The organism is Micromonospora coriariae, assembly GCF_900091455.1.
GTDB classification, from domain to species: Bacteria; Actinomycetota; Actinomycetes; order Mycobacteriales; family Micromonosporaceae; genus Micromonospora; species Micromonospora coriariae.
Window position 1 is genome coordinate 2713811 of sequence record NZ_LT607412.1, and the last position, 18205, is coordinate 2732015.

The 18205-nt window shown below is 71.9% G+C and carries 17 protein-coding genes and 1 pseudogene; 10 read left to right on the top strand and 8 right to left on the bottom strand.

Annotated features, from left to right (window positions below):
- Positions 1-25 precede the first annotated feature (25 nt).
- From rnpA to GA0070607_RS33335, 9 genes and pseudogenes are all read left to right on the top strand, one after another.
- The gene (gene rnpA / locus GA0070607_RS12730; RefSeq protein ID WP_089018403.1) at positions 26-442 is read left to right on the top strand and encodes a ribonuclease P protein component; all 417 of its coding nucleotides are present in this window, start codon (positions 26-28) and stop codon (positions 440-442) included.
- Positions 439-729, top strand: coding sequence for a membrane protein insertion efficiency factor YidD (gene yidD / locus GA0070607_RS12735; RefSeq protein WP_089018404.1), 291 nt, complete (start codon positions 439-441; stop codon positions 727-729). Before rnpA ends, yidD begins: the two co-directional genes overlap by 4 nt.
- The gene (gene yidC / locus GA0070607_RS12740) at positions 726-1715 is read left to right on the top strand and encodes a membrane protein insertase YidC (protein WP_089018405.1); all 990 of its coding nucleotides are present in this window, start codon (positions 726-728) and stop codon (positions 1713-1715) included. The genes yidD and yidC overlap by 4 nt, the downstream gene beginning before the upstream one ends.
- Before the next feature lie 209 nt (positions 1716-1924).
- A complete protein-coding gene (locus tag GA0070607_RS12745) occupies positions 1925-2554 on the top strand; it encodes a Jag family protein (RefSeq protein WP_089018406.1) in 630 nt (209 codons plus the stop codon).
- A gap of 157 nt (positions 2555-2711) precedes the next feature.
- A complete protein-coding gene (gene rsmG, locus GA0070607_RS12750; RefSeq protein WP_231931149.1) occupies positions 2712-3410 on the top strand; it encodes a 16S rRNA (guanine(527)-N(7))-methyltransferase RsmG in 699 nt (232 codons plus the stop codon).
- A gap of 259 nt (positions 3411-3669) precedes the next feature.
- Complete coding sequence (locus GA0070607_RS32750) at positions 3670-4974, top strand: ParA family protein (RefSeq protein WP_089018408.1); 1305 nt, start codon at positions 3670-3672, stop codon at positions 4972-4974.
- A 174-nt stretch (positions 4975-5148) separates the two neighbouring features.
- Positions 5149-6015, top strand: a pseudogene (locus tag GA0070607_RS12760) (ParB/RepB/Spo0J family partition protein); the annotation flags it as partial.
- 798 nt (positions 6016-6813) lie between these two features.
- Entirely contained in the window at positions 6814-6939 is a 126-nt protein-coding gene (locus GA0070607_RS33785) for a hypothetical protein (RefSeq protein ID WP_269458423.1), read from the top strand.
- 462 nt (positions 6940-7401) lie between these two features.
- Positions 7402-8361, top strand: a complete 960-nt coding sequence (locus GA0070607_RS33335; RefSeq protein WP_231930982.1) for a hypothetical protein — start codon at positions 7402-7404, stop codon at positions 8359-8361.
- Positions 8362-8534: 173 nt separating this feature from the next.
- On the opposite strand, the gene GA0070607_RS12770 is transcribed toward GA0070607_RS33335, so the two are convergent.
- Together GA0070607_RS12770 and GA0070607_RS12775 are read right to left on the bottom strand one after the other, a co-directional pair.
- The gene (locus GA0070607_RS12770; protein ID WP_089018410.1) at positions 8535-9539 is read right to left on the bottom strand and encodes a D-alanine--D-alanine ligase family protein; all 1005 of its coding nucleotides are present in this window, start codon (positions 9537-9539) and stop codon (positions 8535-8537) included.
- Between the two features lie 7 nt (positions 9540-9546).
- Positions 9547-10860, bottom strand: coding sequence for an aminotransferase-like domain-containing protein (locus tag GA0070607_RS12775; protein WP_089018411.1), 1314 nt, complete (start codon positions 10858-10860; stop codon positions 9547-9549).
- A 294-nt stretch (positions 10861-11154) separates the two neighbouring features.
- Between GA0070607_RS12775 and GA0070607_RS12780 the strand changes: the two genes are divergently transcribed.
- The gene (locus tag GA0070607_RS12780) at positions 11155-11820 is read left to right on the top strand and encodes a GNAT family N-acetyltransferase (RefSeq protein WP_089018412.1); all 666 of its coding nucleotides are present in this window, start codon (positions 11155-11157) and stop codon (positions 11818-11820) included.
- Positions 11821-11844: 24 nt separating this feature from the next.
- On the opposite strand, the gene GA0070607_RS12785 is transcribed toward GA0070607_RS12780, so the two are convergent.
- The 6 genes from GA0070607_RS12785 to GA0070607_RS12810 all read right to left on the bottom strand — a co-directional run bounded on the left by GA0070607_RS12785 (position 11845) and on the right by GA0070607_RS12810 (position 18046).
- The gene (locus GA0070607_RS12785; protein WP_089018413.1) at positions 11845-13011 is read right to left on the bottom strand and encodes an N-acetylmuramoyl-L-alanine amidase; all 1167 of its coding nucleotides are present in this window, start codon (positions 13009-13011) and stop codon (positions 11845-11847) included.
- 170 nt (positions 13012-13181) lie between these two features.
- Positions 13182-13505 carry a thioredoxin gene (gene trxA, locus GA0070607_RS12790; protein WP_089018414.1) on the bottom strand — a complete coding sequence of 108 codons (324 nt, stop codon included), beginning with the start codon at positions 13503-13505 and terminating at the stop codon, positions 13182-13184.
- 30 nt (positions 13506-13535) lie between these two features.
- A complete protein-coding gene (trxB, locus tag GA0070607_RS12795) occupies positions 13536-14486 on the bottom strand; it encodes a thioredoxin-disulfide reductase (RefSeq protein WP_089018415.1) in 951 nt (316 codons plus the stop codon).
- 176 nt (positions 14487-14662) lie between these two features.
- Entirely contained in the window at positions 14663-15679 is a 1017-nt protein-coding gene (locus GA0070607_RS12800) for a hypothetical protein (protein ID WP_089018416.1), read from the bottom strand.
- The gene (gene sigM / locus GA0070607_RS12805; RefSeq protein WP_089018417.1) at positions 15676-16395 is read right to left on the bottom strand and encodes an RNA polymerase sigma factor SigM; all 720 of its coding nucleotides are present in this window, start codon (positions 16393-16395) and stop codon (positions 15676-15678) included. The genes GA0070607_RS12800 and sigM overlap by 4 nt, the downstream gene beginning before the upstream one ends.
- A 43-nt stretch (positions 16396-16438) precedes the next feature.
- Positions 16439-18046: a protein kinase family protein gene (locus GA0070607_RS12810; RefSeq protein WP_089018418.1), complete on the bottom strand. Its 1608-nt coding sequence runs from the start codon at positions 18044-18046 to the stop codon at positions 16439-16441.
- Positions 18047-18205 lie beyond the last annotated feature (159 nt).

Below are 18205 nucleotides of genomic sequence, written 5' to 3' on the forward strand. Positions count from 1 at the left end.
GCCGGTCCGGGGGACGTGGGCAGTCGTGCTGGCCGCCGCACAGCGACTGCGGCGTAGCACTGACTTCGCCGCAGCGGTTCGCGGTGGCCGACGCGCCGGACGAGGCGGCGTCGTGGTCCACCTGACCGTGCCGGCGACCGCCGACCCCAGCACATCGACCTCGTCGGAGCCGGCGCGGGACACCGGTGCGGAGCAACTCTCCGCTCCGACCCGCGCCGGCTTCGTCGTGTCCAAGGCGGTCGGCAACGCGGTGGTGCGCAACCGGGTCCGGCGTCGGCTCCGGGCACTGGTCCGGGAACGGCTGGCCGCGCTGCCCACCGGCAGCACCCTGGTCGTCCGAGCGCTCCCGGCCACGGCCGAGGCGTCGTACCCCCGGCTCGCCGCCGACCTGGACGCCGCCATCGCGGCCGCCCGGTCACCCCGGGAGCGGAGGTCCCGATGAGTACGGAGCCGACCGCCCCGCGCCCCACAACCGGTGCCAGGGTGCTGATCGCGCCCATCATCGCGTACCGTCGGTGGATAAGTCCGGCGCTGCCGGCCCGCTGTCGGTTCTACCCGTCGTGCAGTGCGTACGCCCAGGAGGCGGTGGCCCGGCACGGCGCGCTCCGGGGAGCCGCGCTGGCGGTCCGGCGGCTGTTGCGCTGCCACCCCTTCCACCCAGGTGGACATGACCCGGTGCCGGAACCGGGCGGTCGCCGTCGTGCCGATGTGACTGGAGCACCGAATTGAGTCTCGACTGGATCTACTTCGCGATTTCGTGGATCCTGCTGACCTGGCACTCTGCCTGGGACGCCATCGGGGTGCCCGTCAACGCGGTGATCGGCACCAACTTCGCCTGGATCCTCGCCATCGTCTTCCTGGTTGTCACGGTCCGGGTGATCCTGTTCCCGGTCTTCGTCAAGCAGATCAAGTCGCAGCGGGCGATGCAGGCGCTCCAGCCCAAGGTCAAGGAGCTGCAGGAGAAGCACAAGGGTGACCGGGAGACGCTCCAGAAAGAGATGATGGAGCTCTACCGGAAGGAAAAGGCCAACCCCCTGATGGGCTGCCTTCCGATGTTCCTCCAGATCCCGGTGTTCCTCGGCCTCTTCCACGTGCTGCGCCGCCTCGACCCCTTCAAGGGGGAAGACAAGAAGACGATCTACGGCTGGACCGTCGACCAGTTCAACAGCGCCTCGCACGCGAAGCTCTTCACCGCGCCGCTGTCCGGCAAGTTCGGGTCCACCGCCGAGGAGTTGGCCCGCCTCGGCGCCAACGGCACCACTGTCAAGGTGATCGCCGGCATTCTGGTCCTGATCATGATCGGCACCACGTACCTGACCAGCCGTCAGATGATCCTCAAGACCGGCTGGGCGGAGGACCCGCAGCAGCGGATGATCCAGCGACTGATGCTCTACGGCATCCCCGCCTCACTGTTGATCTCCGGTGCGATCTTCCCGATCGGCGTGATCATCTACTGGGTCACCAACAACCTCTTCACCCTCGGCCAGCAGCAGTGGGTGCTGCGCAAGTTCCCGCCGCCGGTGACCGCCAAGAAGGCCGCCACCCCCGCCGCCCGTAACCCGGTGCAGCCGGCCAAGGCGGGCGGCCTGTTCGGACGCGGCAAGTCGGCCCCGCAGGCGCCGGTCAAGGCGACCGCGCCCAAGGTGGCCGGGCCGAAGCCGGGCGCCAAGCCGGTGAACCCCAAGAAGAGCCGCCCCGCCAAGCGGCAGGGCTGACCTCCGGGCCGTCGTCGGGCGACCGGCGGCGGCCCGTTCCGCACCGCGCAGCCGCCGTACGGCCGGCGCCGGACGGAACCGACCGCGCGTGACGCGGCCACGGGCGACACTGCCCGTACAGACGTGCCCGTGGGCACCGGCGACCTCCCGCCGGCCCCGGGAAACCAGCGGACCCGACGGTCCGGCCGAGCGAGTACGGAGATGAGACCGTGACCGAGACCAGCATCCCCCGCGCCGAGCAGTCCCTGGACGAGGAGGAGACCGCGCCGCTCGCGGTGGACGACGACATCGAGGCCGACGAGACGGAGGCTGACGACACCGAGGCCGGCGACGACACCGAGCCCACCGCCGGCGGCCGGGAGAAGAAGACCCCGGGCGAGGGCGAACTTTTCCGGCAGAGCGAGATCGCGGCGGACTACGTCGAAGGGTTGCTCGACATCCTCGACTACGACGGCGACATCGACGAGCTGGTCGCCGGCGGCCGGCCGGTGGTCGAGGTGGTCGGTGCCCGGCTGCAGAACCTGGTGGGTCAGCGCGGCGCCACCCTGGAGGCGCTCCAGGAGCTGACGCGCCTCGCCGTCTTCCGGGCGACCGGCACGCCGAGCCGCCTGCTGCTGGACGTCGGAGGCTACCGCGCGAACCGCCGCAAGGAACTCGCCGCCGTGGCCAAGAACGCGGTGGAGAAGGTCAAGGAGTACGGCGAGCCCGTCCGGCTGGAGGCGATGTCCGCGTTCGAGCGCAAGTGCGTCCACGACGTCGTCAACGCCATGTCCGGCGTGGTGAGCGAGTCCGAGGGCGTCGAGCCGAGCCGGCGCATCGTCGTACGGCCGGCGGACTGACCGGGTGACCCACGACGACACCACGGCTGACGCCGTGACCGGCCCGGGCGGCACGCCGCCCGGGCCGTCCGCTGTCCGGCCCGGCACCCCCGGCGTCGACACCGATGCGGCGCGGGACGGTTCGCCGTCGCCGTCCGACGCGGAACTACCGCCCGAACTGGCCCCGGCCGCTCTGACCCTCTTCGGCGATCGACTCGACGTGGCAGCCGCGTACGCCGAACTGCTGGCCACCGACGGGGTGGTCCGCGGTCTGATCGGCCCCCGGGAGGCTCCTCGCATCTGGGACCGGCACCTGCTCAACTGCGCTGCGGTCGCCGAGCGGATCCCCGCCGACGCGACGGTGCTCGACGTCGGGTCCGGCGCCGGTCTGCCCGGCCTGGTCCTGGCCATCGCGCGCCCCGACCTGACGGTGACCCTGATCGAGCCGCTCGCCCGACGCACGTCGTTCCTGATCGAGGTCGTCGAGCGTCTCGGCCTGACCAGATCGGTGCGGGTTTTCCGGGGGCGGGCCGATGAGGCGGCCAGCGGATCGAGCGGCCGCGAACCCCTCCGGGGAGATGTGGTGACCGCCCGCGCCGTCGCGCCGCTGGACCGACTGGCGGCCTGGAGCCTGCCGCTGGCGGTGCGCGGCGGGCGACTGCTGGCGCTCAAGGGCGCGTCCGCCGCCGAGGAGATCAACGAGCACGGCGAGGTGGTGGAGCGGCTCGGCGGCGGAGAGCCGACAGTGCATCTCTGCGGCGTCGACGTGATCGACCCGCCCACCACCGTCGTGGAGGTCGTCCGTGAGCGGATGGTCGGTCCGGCCCGCCCGGCTGCCAACAAGCGCTCCCGGGGTGGGCGGCCACGCCGCCGTTGACGCTTCGCGCCATCGGGCGTCCGGCCGGTGGGTTGTCTCGTTGTACCGGTACGGATGGAACGAGGGGATGAGAACCCGACGTGGACCGGCCACGCCCGTCCGCCGTAGGCTGGCCGTGCGTCGATAGTGTGGAGTGGGCGACGGACGTCGCGGCCTCCGACCACTCCCGAGGGGCCGTACGCTCCGGGGGTGCGAGCGCGGGTGCGGCCAAAGTTGACCGGGGCGCGGACCGACCATCCGAAGCGGGTAGGGATGACAGGTGCATGACGACGGCAGGTACGACGATCCACGCGTGACCGGGTCAACCAGCGACCCTGTTTCACGTGAAACCGACTACCCAAGCTGGTCGCCCGGCGCTTCCGGGCCTTCGCCCCGACCGGCGGACAACGATCCGCTGGTGTCGCGCGACGAGCCCGCGGGCCAGCCGACCGGACCCGACACCACGGAACCGGCGGCTGTCCGTCGGGCACCGGATGCGGTGAGCCGGCCGGCCAACGCCGCCGACGTACGGCCGACCTCGGGTCGGCGGAACACCGTCGCGGCGGTCCGCTTCGAGCCGGCGGTTCCGCACCAACCCACCGCCGCGGCGGCTCAGGACGCGGCGCCCGTGGTCGCTTCAACGGAATCGTTGACCGCGGTATCGGCCGACCCCACGTACGTTTCACGTGAAACCCCGACGCGCGAAGAGGATGACCCACCGTTGGCTATGGAGGCGATGCGCGCCGTGCAGATCCTGAATCCCAGTGGCGAGGTGACCATGCCTCGGCCGGACCGGACACGGGTCATGTGCGTCGCGAACCAGAAGGGCGGCGTGGGTAAGACCACGACCACGGTCAACCTTGCGGTGGCGCTCGCCCTGCACGGCAACCGGGTGCTCGTGGTGGACCTCGACCCCCAGGGCAACGCCTCGACCGGCCTCAACGTCCCGCACCACACCGGCATACCCGACGTGTACGACTGCCTGATCAACAGCGTGCCGTTGGCCGAGGTGGCGCAGGCGGTCGAGGGCATCCCCAACCTGTGGTGCGTACCCGCGACGATCGACCTGGCCGGCGCGGAGATCGAGCTGGTGTCGGTGGTGGCGCGGGAGTCGCGCCTCGACCGGGCCATTGCCGCCTACCCGGGGCAGTTCGACTACGTCTTCATCGACTGCCCGCCCTCGCTCGGCCTGCTCACGGTCAACGCCCTGGTCGCCGCGCAGGAGGTGCTGATCCCGATCCAGTGCGAGTACTACGCGCTGGAGGGGCTCAACCAGCTGATCAACAACATCAACCTGGTGCGGCAACACCTGAACCCCAAGCTCGACGTCTCGACCATCCTGCTGACCATGTACGACCGCCGTACCCGCCTGGCCGACGCGGTCGAGCAGGACGTCCGGAACCACTTCGGCGACAAGGTGCTCCAGGCGGTCATCCCCCGCAACGTCCGGGTCTCCGAGGCGCCCAGCTACGGCCAGTCGGTGATGACCTACGATCCCGGTTCGCGGGGCGCCACGAGTTACTTCGAGGCTGCCCAGGAGATCGCCGAGCGGGGCGTCAAGGAGCCGGTGGGCCGGAATGCGTAGTGCGGACGATTCGCTGGGAGGCGTGGCATGAAGAACCGTCCTCGGGGCGGTCTGGGTCGGGGCCTGGGGGCGCTCATCCCGACCGGGCCGGCGCCGGGTGCAGCGGGCACCCTGACGGCCGAGCCGGAGAACGGGCACGTGCAGGATGAGTCCGTCGCGGCCGTGTCGGCGGCGCCCGCCGGTCCGCCGGCCCGCGAGTCGGAGCCGACGCTCAGCCCCGTGCCAGGCGCCCGATTCGCCGAGATCCCGGTCGACGCGATCGTGCCGAACCCGAAGCAGCCCCGCCAGGTCTTCGACGAGGAGGCGCTGGAGGAGCTGAAGACCTCCATCCAGGAAGTCGGCTTCCTCCAGCCCATCGTCGTCCGCCAGCTCGACGACGAGAAGTACGAGCTGGTGATGGGCGAGCGGCGGTGGCGGGCCGCCCAGGCGGTGGGGCGGGAGAGCATCCCGGCAATCGTTCGGGACACCCGCGACGACGCCATGCTCCGGGACGCGCTACTGGAGAACATCCACCGGGCCAACCTGAACCCGCTGGAAGAGGCCGCCGCGTACCAGCAGCTGCTGGAGGAGTTCGGCGCCACCCACGAGGAGTTGGCCCGCCGCATCGGTCGGAGCCGACCGCAGATCTCCAACACCATCCGGCTGCTGAACCTGCCGGCGCAGGTGCAGCGCCGAGTGGCTGCGGGGATCCTGTCGGCCGGCCACGCCCGCGCCCTGCTGAGCCTCGACGAGTCGGAGGCGCAGGAGCAGCTGGCGCTGCGGATCGTGGCCGAAGGGCTGTCGGTCCGTGCGACCGAGGAGATCGTGGCCCTGACGCTGAACGACGGGCCGTCGAAGGGTCAGGCCGCGAAGCGGCGACCGAAGCCGCACGCGCCCGCCCTGAACGACCTCGCCGATCGGCTGTCGGATCGGTTCGACACCCGGGTGAAGGTCGACATCGGCAGGAGCAAGGGCAAGATCACTATCGAGTTCGCGACCGTGGACGACCTGGAGCGGATCGTCGGCATCATCGGAGTGCAACAGGAGGAGGCCGGGGACTGACCTCCCCGTTCGCCTGCGGCCGCGCTTCCCTCGGGATACGCGGCCGTTCTGCATCCGGCCGCGCTGGTTTCACGTGAAACGGGCGAGCTCTGGCACCGGGGTGCCGCCCTTACACGTCGCGTCCATCGCGCCCTGTCGAACTGCCGTCGTTTCACGTGAAACAGTGCGGCGCACGTGTGGTCGACGCGGCTCGGCCGGGGGCTGGCGACGAGTGCCCTCGTGCGCCCGCTCAGCGGCCCGCTGCGCCGTCGTACGCCTCCCGTGGTGGCTCGGGCCGGGCGGCCTATTCTCCGAGCCCTGGCGGTGCTCCGCGCGGATCGAGGTCTCCTCGACCGACGCGTGCCGGCCGTGCCTAAGCGGCGGTCGGGGCGGGCGGCTTGTGCGCTATGCGTCGGGTACCGCTCGCCGCGTCCGTGTCTCCGCGCTCCGCACGGTGGGTCGGTGGGTCCGGCGGTCCGCGCTTCGCGTTCGGTCCGCGCTTCGCGTTCGGTCCGCGCTTCGCGTTCGGTCCGCGCTTCGCGCCCCGTCTCCGTCTAGCGTCTGTGCGCCCGCGATCCCGCCTCGGTGTCGGGGCCCGGACTGCTGCGAGTCGGTCCGGGTCATCCAATGCCCCAGCCACCTGCCAGACCCACCTTGCACCTTGCCCATTGCTGCGCGCCGTCCCACACCCACTCCGCCCCTAACGCCAATGCGTCAGGCCAAGATCCGGACAACTTCAGGGATCTAGCTGCCTCCAGCGCTCGCGAGGCGACTACATCCCGGAAACTGCTGCCTCGACAGCCGGCGGGGAGCGGCGAGGTGCCCGATGGCACCGAGGCGTGGCCGGCGGGCAGGGAGCTGCGGGAGGCGGGCAGCGGGCAGCGCGTGAAGCCGCCTCGGCACGCCCGACGCATGGCGCTGACCGCCGATCACACCAGCGTCTGAGGACCCTGGCTCATGCGAGTCGGGTCATCCGAGCCGACCGCGGAGGGCCCAACCACTTCGCCGCCCAATCCGCCGCCCAGCCCGCCGGCGCGGCTTCGAGGTCGGCCTAGCGGCGGGTAGTCCCGCCGTGCCGTCGAGCCTGGGCGCCGTACTGACGAGTCGACGTCGGCGCCGGCGTCGTCGGCGGGGTGCGAGCGGGTTCGCGGCCAACGAACGACCAACCAAAAAGTTATCCACACCGGTTGTCCACAGGCACCCCCTGTTTCACGTGAAACACCGCGTGGGAGCGGGTGCCAGCCTGTGGATGACGGCCCGTGTTCACGATCTCGGCAGCCTGTGGATATCCCCTCGCCGGCGCTTTGGTGATCCGAACATCGATCGACGATGAGCGCTGATCGGGTGGACCAGGGAGGGGTCAAACTGGTAGGGACAGCGGTGTCAGACTCGGTTAGGGTCAGCGTCGTGCACGACACCCCTCCCTCAGTCCCGGACTTCACCCAGTGGCCCTCGTTTCCCTTCGAGGGCGACCTCCGTGTAAAGCAGCTCGACGATCCGGTCCCGGTCGAACCGCCACGCAAGGGCGAGGGCCTCCGGGAATGCACGGCCTGCAACGCTCCTGACGACGCCTACATCTGGGTGGGAGAGCGGTGGCGGGTACGCGCCATGGACCGGCCCACCGGCCTGCCCATGGTGCTCATCCTGGAATCGCGGACCCACCTCGACCTGGGCGACCTGCCGAACCTGCTCGCCGCCGAGCTGGGCGTGATGACCGTCCGTCTGGAGCGGGCCATCCGATCCTTGGACGGCGTGGCGCGGGTGCACGTGAACCGGTGGGGCGACGGCTCCGCCCATCTGCACATGTGGTTCCTCGCCCGGCCGTACGGGCGGCTTCAGCTGCGGGGCACCTTCCTGTCGCTGTGGGACTCGATCCTGCCGCCGATCTCCGAGGCGCAGTGGCGGGAGAACCTCGCGCTCGTCGCGGCCTGGCTGGCCGAGTTCGGTGGCCGGCCGCTCGCCGAGCCGCCCCGCATCCAGTGGCAGGCACCGTCCAGCCTGCTCGCGCAGTCCGCCGCTGCGGACGCCGCCGCGGCAGCGGCGGAGGCGGTTTCGGTCATCGAAGCGGCAGAGGAGATCCCCGAGCCAGCGAACGACGCCGACGCCGCCACGGACGACGGCACCGGCACGGACGGCGGCACCGGCACGGACGACGGCACGGACACCGGAACCGTGCCCGGCACCACCGGCGATCCGGCAACCGGAACCAACGGCACCACCGACCCGACAACCGAATCCGCCAGCGCATCCGCACCCGCTCTGGCGGACACTGCCGGTCCCGGCAGCCGCACCGACACGGCCGCTGCGGCTGGCGTCCCACTCATCAGCAACCCCAGCACGTCCGAGGACGCGCCACCCGCCCGCTGACAATCCACAGGATCATGAGGTTGGCGGCGGCAACGGACCGCGCGGCACCCGTCAACCTCATGATCGACCGGCCCGGCGGCAACGCGGAGGCGGCGCGGAGGCGCAGGGCGCGGGGATGCGGGGATGCGGGGATGCGGGGTGCCGCGGGGAAGTTCGGCGCGGCGGCAGGGAGCTCAGGACGTGGTGGGGCGGGCGGCGGCCCGGGTGACCAGAGAGCCGAGGAGTCGACCGAAGTCCAGGCCGGCAGCCTGCACGGCGAGCGGGAGCAGCGACGTCTCCGTCATGCCGGGTGAGACGTTGACCTCCAGCACGTGCGGCTGACCGGCGGCGTCGACGATCACGTCGACCCGGGACAGATCACGCAGGCCGAGCGCGGTGTGCGCGGCGAGGGCCACCTCGGCGACCTTGGCGGCTGCCTCCGGCTCCAGCCGCGCCGGGGCGTGCCACGTGGTACGCCCGGCGGTGTAACGGGCGGCGTAGTCGTAGACCCCGTTACGCGGCACGATCTCCACCGGCGGCAGCGCCTGCGGTCCGTCGCCGAGGTCGACCACGGAGACCGCCACGTCCATGCCCGGCACGTACCGCTCCACCAGGGCAGTGGAGTCGTACGCGAAGCAACCGACCATCGCGGCCGGCAGCGACGCGGCGTCCCGGACCACGGCGGCGCCCAGCCCCGACCCGCCCTGCGCCGGCTTGACCATCAGGGGCAGGCCCAGCCGGTCGGCGATCCGGTCGAGCACGGCCACCGCACCCAGCTCGGAGAAGCGGTCGTGCGGCAGGGCCACCCAGTCCGGAGTCGGAATGCCGGCCTCGCGGAGTACAGCCTTGGCCGAGGGCTTGTCCCAGGCGAGCCGGGAGGCACGGGCGTCGCAACCGACGTACGGGACGCCGCACAGGTCCAGCACTCCGCGCAGCGAGCCGTCCTCGCCGGTGGCACCGTGCAGTGCGATGACCACGGCGTCCGGCGGGTCGACGGCGAGCGCCGGCAGCAGGGCCACGTCGGCGTCCCGCAGTTCGGCCTCCACGCCCACGGCACGCAGCGCGTCGAGCACCCGGCGACCGGAGCGCAGCGAGACGTCCCGCTCGTAGGAGAGCCCGCCGGCGAGTACCAGCACGCGCAGGTCGGCCGCGACGGCGGATTTGGTCACGTGGAGGGGCTCGGCAGCGGTCGTACCCATGCCGGCATCATGCCAAGTCGGGTCCCGGCACGTCGGAGCCGGCCTGGCCGCGTCGCCCGGCTGCGCCACCCACGGCGCCGAAGACCCGGCGCATCGCGATCTCCTGCTCCATCACCCCGGCGAGCCGGCGGACGCCCTCGCGGATCCGCTCCGGCGGCGGGAAGCTGAAGTTCAGCCGCATGGCGCCGGTGCCGGTGCCGTCGGCGTAGAAGCCGGTGCCGGGCACGTAGGCGACCCGGGCGGCGACCGCGCGCGGCATCATGGCCTTCGAGTCGAGCCCGTCAGGCAGGGTCGCCCAGACGAAGAGGCCGCCTGCCGGGGTGGTCCAGCTGGTGCCCTCGGGCATCAGGTCGGCCAGCGCGTCGAGCATGGCGTCCCGGCGCTCCCGGTAGACCTCGCGGTAGACCTTGAGCTGCTGCCGCCAGGGCATGGTGCCCAGGTAGGTGGCGACCGCGGCCTGGGCGTAGCCGCTGGGGCAGAGGATCTGCGCCTCGCTGGCGATGACCAGCTTGTCGCGGACCGCGTGTGGCGCCAGGATCCAGCCGACCCGCAGCCCGGGCGCGAAGGTCTTGGAGAACGTGCTGAGGTAGAACACCCCGTCCCGACGGCGGGCCCGCAACGGTGCCGGCGCCTCGCCCTCGAACCCCAGCTGGCCGTACGGGTCGTCCTCGACCACGAGCAGGCCCGCGCGCTCGCAGATGTCGAGCACGCGCTCCCGGCGCTCCTCGCTGAGCGTCACGCCTGTCGGGTTCTGGTAGGTGGGGATGGTGTAGAGGAACTTCACCCGTCGGCCGGCCCGGGCGAGGTCGGCGATGGCCGTCTCCAGCGCCTCCGGGATCAGCCCGTCCGCGTCCATCGGCACGTGCGCCACCTGAGCCTGGGCGGCCTGGAACACTCCGAGCGCGCCGACGTACGTCGGACCCTCGGCGAGCACCACGTCACCCGGGTCGAGGAAGAGCCGGGCCACCAGGTCCAGCGCCTGCTGCCCGCCCACGGTGACCACCACGTCCTCCGGGGAGGCGCCACAGCCGGCGTCGATCCCGGAGAGCGCCATCACCTCGCAGATCCGTTCGCGCAGCTCGAGGGTGCCCTGGCCGATGCCGTACTGGAGGGTGGTCTCACCGTGTTCGGAGCCGAGCCGGCCGAGCATCTCGCCGACCGCGTCGAGCGGCAGGGCGGCGATGTACGGCGCCCCACCGGCGAGCGAGACGACCTCCGGCCGGCTGGCCACCGCGAAGAGTGCTCGGATCTCGGAGGCGGTCATCCCGCGCACCCGCCGGGCGTACCGGTCGGTGTAGTCGTCGAGCGTCGTGCCGGTCATGACCTCACCTCGATCGCTGCTCGGGTGGCTCCCCCCGGGTACCCCGGACGCTGGCGACCATGGCGGCGGGGACACCGATTGTCGATCCTAGTCCGCCGCAGCCAGGGTGCCGGCCTGCTGCGCCGCACCGTCCACATCCCGGACCGGTCCCCGGTGTCCCCCGGTGCGGTGAGCATCTGCGCGTCCCCTCCCGTACCGTCGATCGGCGGCGTACGATCGCTCGTCGGGGGCAGGAAGGCGGCGCTGTCGTTCCGTGCCGGTCTCACCACCGAGCCTATTGTGGGGATGCGCCATATGTCGCGACGTCTGGTCAGCCTGACCCTCGACACGTTGGAAGACCTTCCTCGCCCATGCCGACAGTGCGTCTACTGGGAGTTGGACCCGGTCTCCGCCGACCGGGCCTGCGCCGCAGGCGATCCGGGCCTGGAGAAGGAGGCGTGGGTCTCCCAGACGCTGCTGGAGTGGGGCTCGTGCGGCAAGCTCGCGTACGTCGACGGCATGCCGGCCGGCTTCGTGATGTACGCCCCGCCCGCCTACGTCCCCCGCTCGATGGCTTTCCCCACCTCGCCGGTCTCCGCCGACGCGGCGCTGTTGATGACCGCCAACGTGGTCGCCGCGTTCGCCGGCGGCGGGTTGGGCCGGATGCTTGTGCAGGGCGTCGCCCGGGACCTGACCAAGCGGGGGATCAAGGCGATCGAGGCGTTCGGCGACGCCAAGTTCGGCGACGCCGACGACCCGGTGGGTGGCTGCGTCGCACCGGCCGATTTCTTCCTCTCCGTCGGGTTCAAGACGGTCCGTCCGCATCCGCGGTTTCCCCGCCTGCGGCTGGAGCTGCGCACAGCGCTGAGCTGGAAGTCCGACGTCGAGTACGCGCTGGAGAAGCTGCTCGGCTCGATGAGCCCGGAAACCCTGCTCCGCCCGGTCCGCCCCGCCCCGGCAACCCGCTCCGCCGGCGGCTGAGCGGACGACGCCAAGCGCCCCGGCTCAGTCGACCACCGTCCCGGCGGTCACCACCGCCCGCAGCTCGCTGACGTCGATCGAGCCGGTCGGCACGTCCCGCTCGATCGGGAAGTACATCCGCTGCACAGCGGCCACGATCGCCTCCACCACCCGGTCCCGGAACGCGGGGTCGATGATCCGGGCGCGGTCCGCCGGCGAGGTGAGGTAGCCGACCTCCACCCGGACCGCCGGCATCCGGGTCAGCCGCAGCAGGTCCCACGCCTTGGCATGGGTACGGCAGTCCCGCAGCCCGGTGCGCGCGACGATCTCCCGCTGCACGAGCCCGGCCAGCCGCTCGCCCGTCGCCGACGTCACCCCGTTGTTGGTGCCGTAGTGGTAGGTCGCCACGCCCTCCGCGTCCGGGTTGGCGTGCCCGTCCAGGTGCAGCGAGATGAAGACGTCGGCGCCGAGCGAGTTCGCCAGCAGCGCGCGGTCGGTGTCCGGCAGGCAACTGTCGGGCGCCGGACCCCGGGTGAGCTGCACCCGCACCCCGGACGCGGCGAGCCGCCCCTCCAACCGGCTTGCGAGGTCGTGCATCAGGTCCGCCTCGGTCCAGCGCAGCGACCCGTCCGGCACCACCACGCCCGGGTCGGTGCCACCGTGGCCGGGGTCGATGACCACCGTCTTGCCGAGCAGTGCCGGCCCGGACTGCCGGATCGCGTCGGACTCGCGTAGCCACTGGGGGCGGCCACCCACCACCTTGCGGCCGATCCGGCGCAGCGCGTTCATGGTGTGCGGTCCGCAGGAGCCGTCGGGGGTGAGGCCGACCTCGCGCTGGAACTGGGCCACCGCCCGGGAGGTACGGATGCCGTAGATGGCGTCCGCCCGGCCCGCGTCGTACCCCATCTCCAGGAGTCGCTCCTGGAGCGACCGGACGTCCTCGCCGGTGAGCGGGTCGGGCACCGCGTGGTAGAGGGTGCGGGCGCCGAGCCGCCAACGGGCGGCGTCCAGGGCCCCCCAGGTCTCCGTCCCGACCCGGCCGTCCACGCTGAGCCCGCGGGACTGCTGGAAGGCGCGGACCGCTCGCTCGGTGTCGAGGTCGAACTCGTCCAGGTGCGGGCCGGCGGCGGAGGCGAGCAGGTCGAGGCCGATGAGGATGGTACGGATCTCCGTGACCGCGGGTCCCCGGTCACCGGGTCGGATCGGACGCACGCACGACCCCCTCTGCACGACGCTGGCTGGCCGGGCGGCCCCGGCTTGAGGCTATGCGTTCCGGGGCTGCGAGGTGGCTCGGGCTGGAAAAACGGCTGTGACGTGGGCCCGGAAGACACCGAACCCCGCACCCGGTGACCGGGTACGGGGTTGGGGTACGTTCCTGCTGGTCAGAGCGCCGATTCGATGAGCCGGACCAGCTCACCCTTCGGCTTCGCGCCAGCGATCGACTGCACCGGCTGGCCGTTCTTGAAGACGGTCAGCGTCGGCACGGACATCACCCGGTAGGCCCGGGCGGTCTCCGGGTTCTCGTCGATGTTGAGCTTGACGATGGTGACCTGGTCACCCATCTCGCCGGCGATCTCCTCGAGCAGCGGCGACACCTTGCGGCAGGGCCCGCACCACTCGGCCCAGAAGTCCACCAGAACCGGCTTGTCGGCCTGCAGCACGTCAGCCACGAAGCTCGCGTCGGTGACCGCCTTGGTTGTTCCCACTATTGCCCCTCCTCCGGGATGTGTTCGATTTCAGCTGAGCGTCGCGATGAACCGTTCGGCGTCGAGCGCGGCGGCACAGCCGGTGCCGGCCGCGGTGATCGCCTGACGGTAGGTGTGGTCAACCACGTCACCGGCGGCGAAGACGCCAGGCACGCTGGTCCGGGTGCTGGGGGCCTGAACCTTCACGTAGCCCTCGTCGTCCAGCTCGACCTGGTCGCGGAAGAGTTCACTGCGGGGGTCGTGACCGATGGCCACGAAGACGCCGGTCACGTCCAGCACCTTGGTCTCGCCGCTGTGCACGTTGCGGACCCGTACGCCGGTGACCTTGCCGTCGGCGCCCAGGATCTCCTCGACGGTGCTGTTCCACTCGACCTTGATCTTCTCGTTGTTCAGCGCCCGGTCAGCCATGATCTTGCTGGCCCGGAACGAGTCGCGCCGGTGGATGATGGTGACCGAGTCGGCGAAGCGGGTGAGGAAGCTGGCCTCCTCCATCGCCGAGTCGCCGCCGCCGACGACCACGATGTGCTGGTTGCGGAAGAAGAACCCGTCACAGGTGGCGCACGAGGAGACGCCGTGGCCAAGGTATTCCTGCTCGCCGGGCACACCCAGCGGACGCCAGGCCGAACCGGTGGAGAGGATGACGGAGCGTGCCCGGTAGGCGGTCTCACCGACCCAGACGGTGCTCACCGCGCCGGAGCCCGCATCGCCGGTGTCGACCAGCTCGACCCGGGTCACGTCGTCGGTGAGGAACTCGGCGCCGAACCGCTCGGCCTGCTTGCGCATGTTGTCCATCAGCTCGGGGCCGAGGATGCCGTCGGCGAAGCCGGGAAAGTTTTCCACCTCGGTTGTGGTCATCAGCGCGCCGCCCGACTGCACGCCCTCAATGATCAGCGGCTTCAGGTTGGCGCGTGCGGCGTAGACCGCCGCGGTGTAACCGGCCGGCCCGGAGCCGATGATGATCAGGTTGCGGACCTCGTCCACTGCCGTCTCCCGAGTTGTGTGTGTCGGCGTCGGCGCACGCACCGATGCTGATCCGAGTGCCGACGCCTGGAGGGTGCCGGCAGGTGACTTCCAGAACGTCATCGTACGAACTGGGGATTCCCGAGCCGGACATCCGGTGGGTCAGGTCACGCGTACGCTCGCCGGTGACCGCAGATTCACCCTACCCGCGCCGAATACCGGCTGTCCGAGCCGGACCCGGGGACACCGCACTCCGGGCCGCTCACCCAGGCCCAGCGGGCGCCGGCAGCGTCGGTGAACCGGATGACGAGTGCCGGCTCGCCCCGGAACGTGGCGTAGTCGATCACTTCGACGACCAGCGGGGCGGATCCGTGCTCCGCGGCCACGTCGGCCAGGCAGGTTTTCAGCGCGGCATCGTCGGTCAGCCGGGCCAACTGGTCCAGCCCGCTCGACAGCGGTCGCCGGTCCCCCTCGCCGGCCACCCCGGGCTGCGCGTCGGCGGAGGTGCTGGCTCCCTTCAGGGGGGACGGGCCGCCCGTCCTGTCGCCGAGGCTCTGCGGGCTGTAATCCGTGCCGCTGCGCAGGGACGGTCCGGTGGTGCGGACCGCGCTGTCGGGCGCGCTGGCCGGCTGGTTCAGGGCGCTGGTGCTGGCCGGCCGGTTCACGGCGCTGGTGCCGGCGGTGTCCGAGGCGTCCATCGAGAGCTGGTCGAGGCCCAGCCCGACCGCGACGAGGGCGACCACCGCGACGGCCACCGGAGCGGCACGCCGGGCCCACCTGCGCCGGCGGCGACCAGGACCCGTTCGTGTGCCGCGTGCCGGGTCGGCCGGGGACGGGCCGACCGGGCGGCGGCCGGGGCCGCTTCCGCCCTGTGCCGGCACGACCACCGGTGTGGCGGCGCCGGCCTCCGCCTCCCCGTCGGCGGTGCCGGAGTCGACCGGGGCGCCGTTCGGTACCGGATCCGCCGCAGCCAGCGCGGCGGCAAGTCGGTCGGCCACCGCCGGCGGCAGCTCCGGGGAGGGCTCGGCCCACCGGGCCAGGTCGGCGCGGACCTCGATCACCGCGGGAGCCAGCAGCGCGTACGCCTCAGCCCAGGCCGGGTCCGTGTCGACCAGCCGAGCGACCTCCGCCTGCTGCGGCGTGCCGTCCAACGCCCCGCCGAGGTAGTCAGCGAGCAGGTCGTCGTCGACCTCCCTGTACCCCTCGGTCGTCACGTGTCCTCCTGATTGGCGTCCCGCCGGTAACGGCCCGACCCCGATCCGACGCCCTCCGCCGGGCGTGGGTTCCCCGGCGTGACGCCGGGCACGTCCGCGACCGGTCCGGATCGCTCCGGGCGGGCCGTGGGGGTCGCCGTGCCGGCTGCCGGGCGGAGGTGCCCGAGCAGCACCGCCAGCCGGGCCCGACCCCGGGCGCACCGGCTCTTCACCGTCCCCTCCGCGACACCGAGGATGCGTGCCACCTCGGCGACCGGGTAGCCCTGCAGGTCCACCAGCACCAGGGCGGCGCGTTGCTCGACGGGTAGCGCCGCGAGCGCCTCACGGACCACCAACGCGGTCTCGTGATCCTGCGCCGGTGCGGCTGGCTCCACTCCTCCGGTGGCCGACCCGTCCCCGGCGCGGTTGCCGTCGGGCAGCGGAACTGTGGGATGCGCCTGCCGGCGCCGGATCCGGTCCAGGCAGGCGTTCACCACGATGCGGTGCAGCCAGGTGGTGACGGCGGAGTCACCGCGGAACCGGCCGGCCGCTCGATGCGCGGACAACAGCGCGTCCTGGAGGGCGTCGGCGGCCTCTTCCCGGTCGCCGAGCGTCCGCAGGGCCACCGCCCAGAGCCGGTCGCGGTGCCGGTGGAACAGTTCGGCGAAGGCGTCCCGATCTCCGGTGACGTGGGCGCGCAGCAGCTCCAGGTCCGTTGCGGCGTCGCGCCCGTCCATCACCACGTCCAACGGATGCGGTGCCCTGGTGCAGGTGCCAAGCTCACGACCCCTGGACCGTGATCTCCTGCACCCCCAGCTTGAAGCCACCCTCGGCCGGAGGCAGTTCGGTGATCCAGAACAGCAGGTATTGGTATTTCGTGTCCGCGTTGAAGCCGTTGAACGTCATGGTGGTGCCGTCGTGGTCCTCGAACGGCTGCCCGATGCGGGTCTTGTAGCTCGCGACCAGCTGCTTGTCGCCGCTGGAACTCGGCGGCGGGTTGGCACTGCCGGTGAGGAGCTGGGCGGAGGCGCCGGTGGCGGAGAGCACCGCCTGCACCGACTTGACGGTGTGCGGCTCGCCGAGATCGAGCCAGACGCCCATGCCCTTCTTCAGGTTGCCGAAGTTGGGCCGGTCCCGGTACGTCTCCGTCTCCCAGCCGTTGTCCTCGTCACCGTCGATGACCTTGTCGGCGCCGTCGACCTCGCTGCGGTTCTTGCTGTCCGGGTCGATGATCCGGACCCCCGCCACGGTCAGCTTCCGTACCGTGGTGGCGGCCGGGGTGGCATCGTCGGCCGGGGCGCTGGAGGTGGGAGCGGCCCCCGCGTTGCCCTGCGGCTTCTCGTCGTCGCCACCCAGCGCGCTGATCCCGATCAGCAGACCGACCAGGGCGACCGCCAGCAGACCGGCGATGCCCACGGCGACCTTGCGACCGCCGGCCGCGGCCAGCGGCGACGGCTCCTCCTCGGTGTCGGCGGCGAACCGCAACGGCCCGCTGTTGTCGAGGTAGTGCTCCTCCTCGGCCGGCACGTCCAGCCGGGCCAACTCGGCGGCGAGGACGTCCGACGAGGGCGGGGCGATCTCGGCGTCGAGCAGATCCATTGTCAGGTCGTCCAGGTACGCGGGCACTCCGGCCCGGACCTGGCGGGGGGCCGCGATGCCGCCGCTGGCGTCCCGGACCGCGTCCGGGATCGCGGCACGGCCGTGCCCGGCGGTGGCGCCGTGCAGCGGAGCCTCGGCGTGCGGCCAGTAGCCGGTCAGGGCGAAGTAGAGGATCCCGCCGACCGCCCGGATGTCGTTCTCCTGGCTGTCGGCGCCGTCGGTGCGCGCGTCGGCAAGGACCACCCGGCCCTCGTCGCTGATCATGACGGTGCCGGGGTGCACGTTGCCATGCACCATTCCGGTGGCGTGCACCGCGGCGAGCGCGCTGGCAACGGCGTTACCGATCGCGGTGGCCCGGGCCGGGTCCAGCGGGCCCTCGGTCGCCAGGTCGCGCAGCGACTGCCCGTCCACCCACTCGCGCACCACGTACGCCCGCTCGGCCTCGTCGATCGCGTCGTAGACGCCGACCAGGTTGGGGTGGATGACCCGGCTGGCCGCGACGGCGGCCTGAAGCATCTCGGTGGCGGAGTCGCCACCCGGGTAGCGCAGCACCACCGCGACGGGGCGGCGCAGGATGACGTCGACCCCGCGCCAGACCAGCCGACCCGCGCTGTCGTTGTTGATGTGCTCGACCAGCTCGTACCGCTCGGCGAGGACTTCACCGGCCGTGGGAGCACCGAAGGTCATGAGCGGCGGAGCGCTTTCGTCCGCCTCCTGACCCTCGCCGACCTGGGTCACCCGTCCTCCCTCGGTGATCGTGTCGATCGATGGACCCGCACTGCTGGGCATGTGGCTTCCCGCTCTGCCGTCGAAGGAACCGGCCGACCGGTGTCGACGCGCAGCGCCGGCGCCTGCCGTACCCGTCGAGAGCGACCTTACCCGGGTTGCCCGTCTCTCCGACATGTCATCTTCCCGCCGTACCCAGCGAGGTGCCGGGAGTCGGAAGAG

Bases quoted from the DNA above. Each gene is read 5' to 3' on its own strand.
- yidD (WP_089018404.1), top strand. From the start codon at position 439: ATGAGTACGGAGCCGACCGCCCCGCGCCCCACAACCGGTGCCAGGGTG.
- GA0070607_RS12770 (WP_089018410.1), bottom strand. From the start codon at position 9,539: ATGGGTACGACCGCTGCCGAGCCCCTCCACGTGACCAAATCCGCCGTC.
- GA0070607_RS12775 (WP_089018411.1), bottom strand. From the start codon at position 10,860: ATGACCGGCACGACGCTCGACGACTACACCGACCGGTACGCCCGGCGG.
- GA0070607_RS12780 (WP_089018412.1), top strand. From the start codon at position 11,155: ATGTCGCGACGTCTGGTCAGCCTGACCCTCGACACGTTGGAAGACCTT.
- sigM (WP_089018417.1), bottom strand. From the start codon at position 16,395: ATGGACGGGCGCGACGCCGCAACGGACCTGGAGCTGCTGCGCGCCCAC.
- GA0070607_RS12810 (WP_089018418.1), bottom strand. From the start codon at position 18,046: ATGCCCAGCAGTGCGGGTCCATCGATCGACACGATCACCGAGGGAGGA.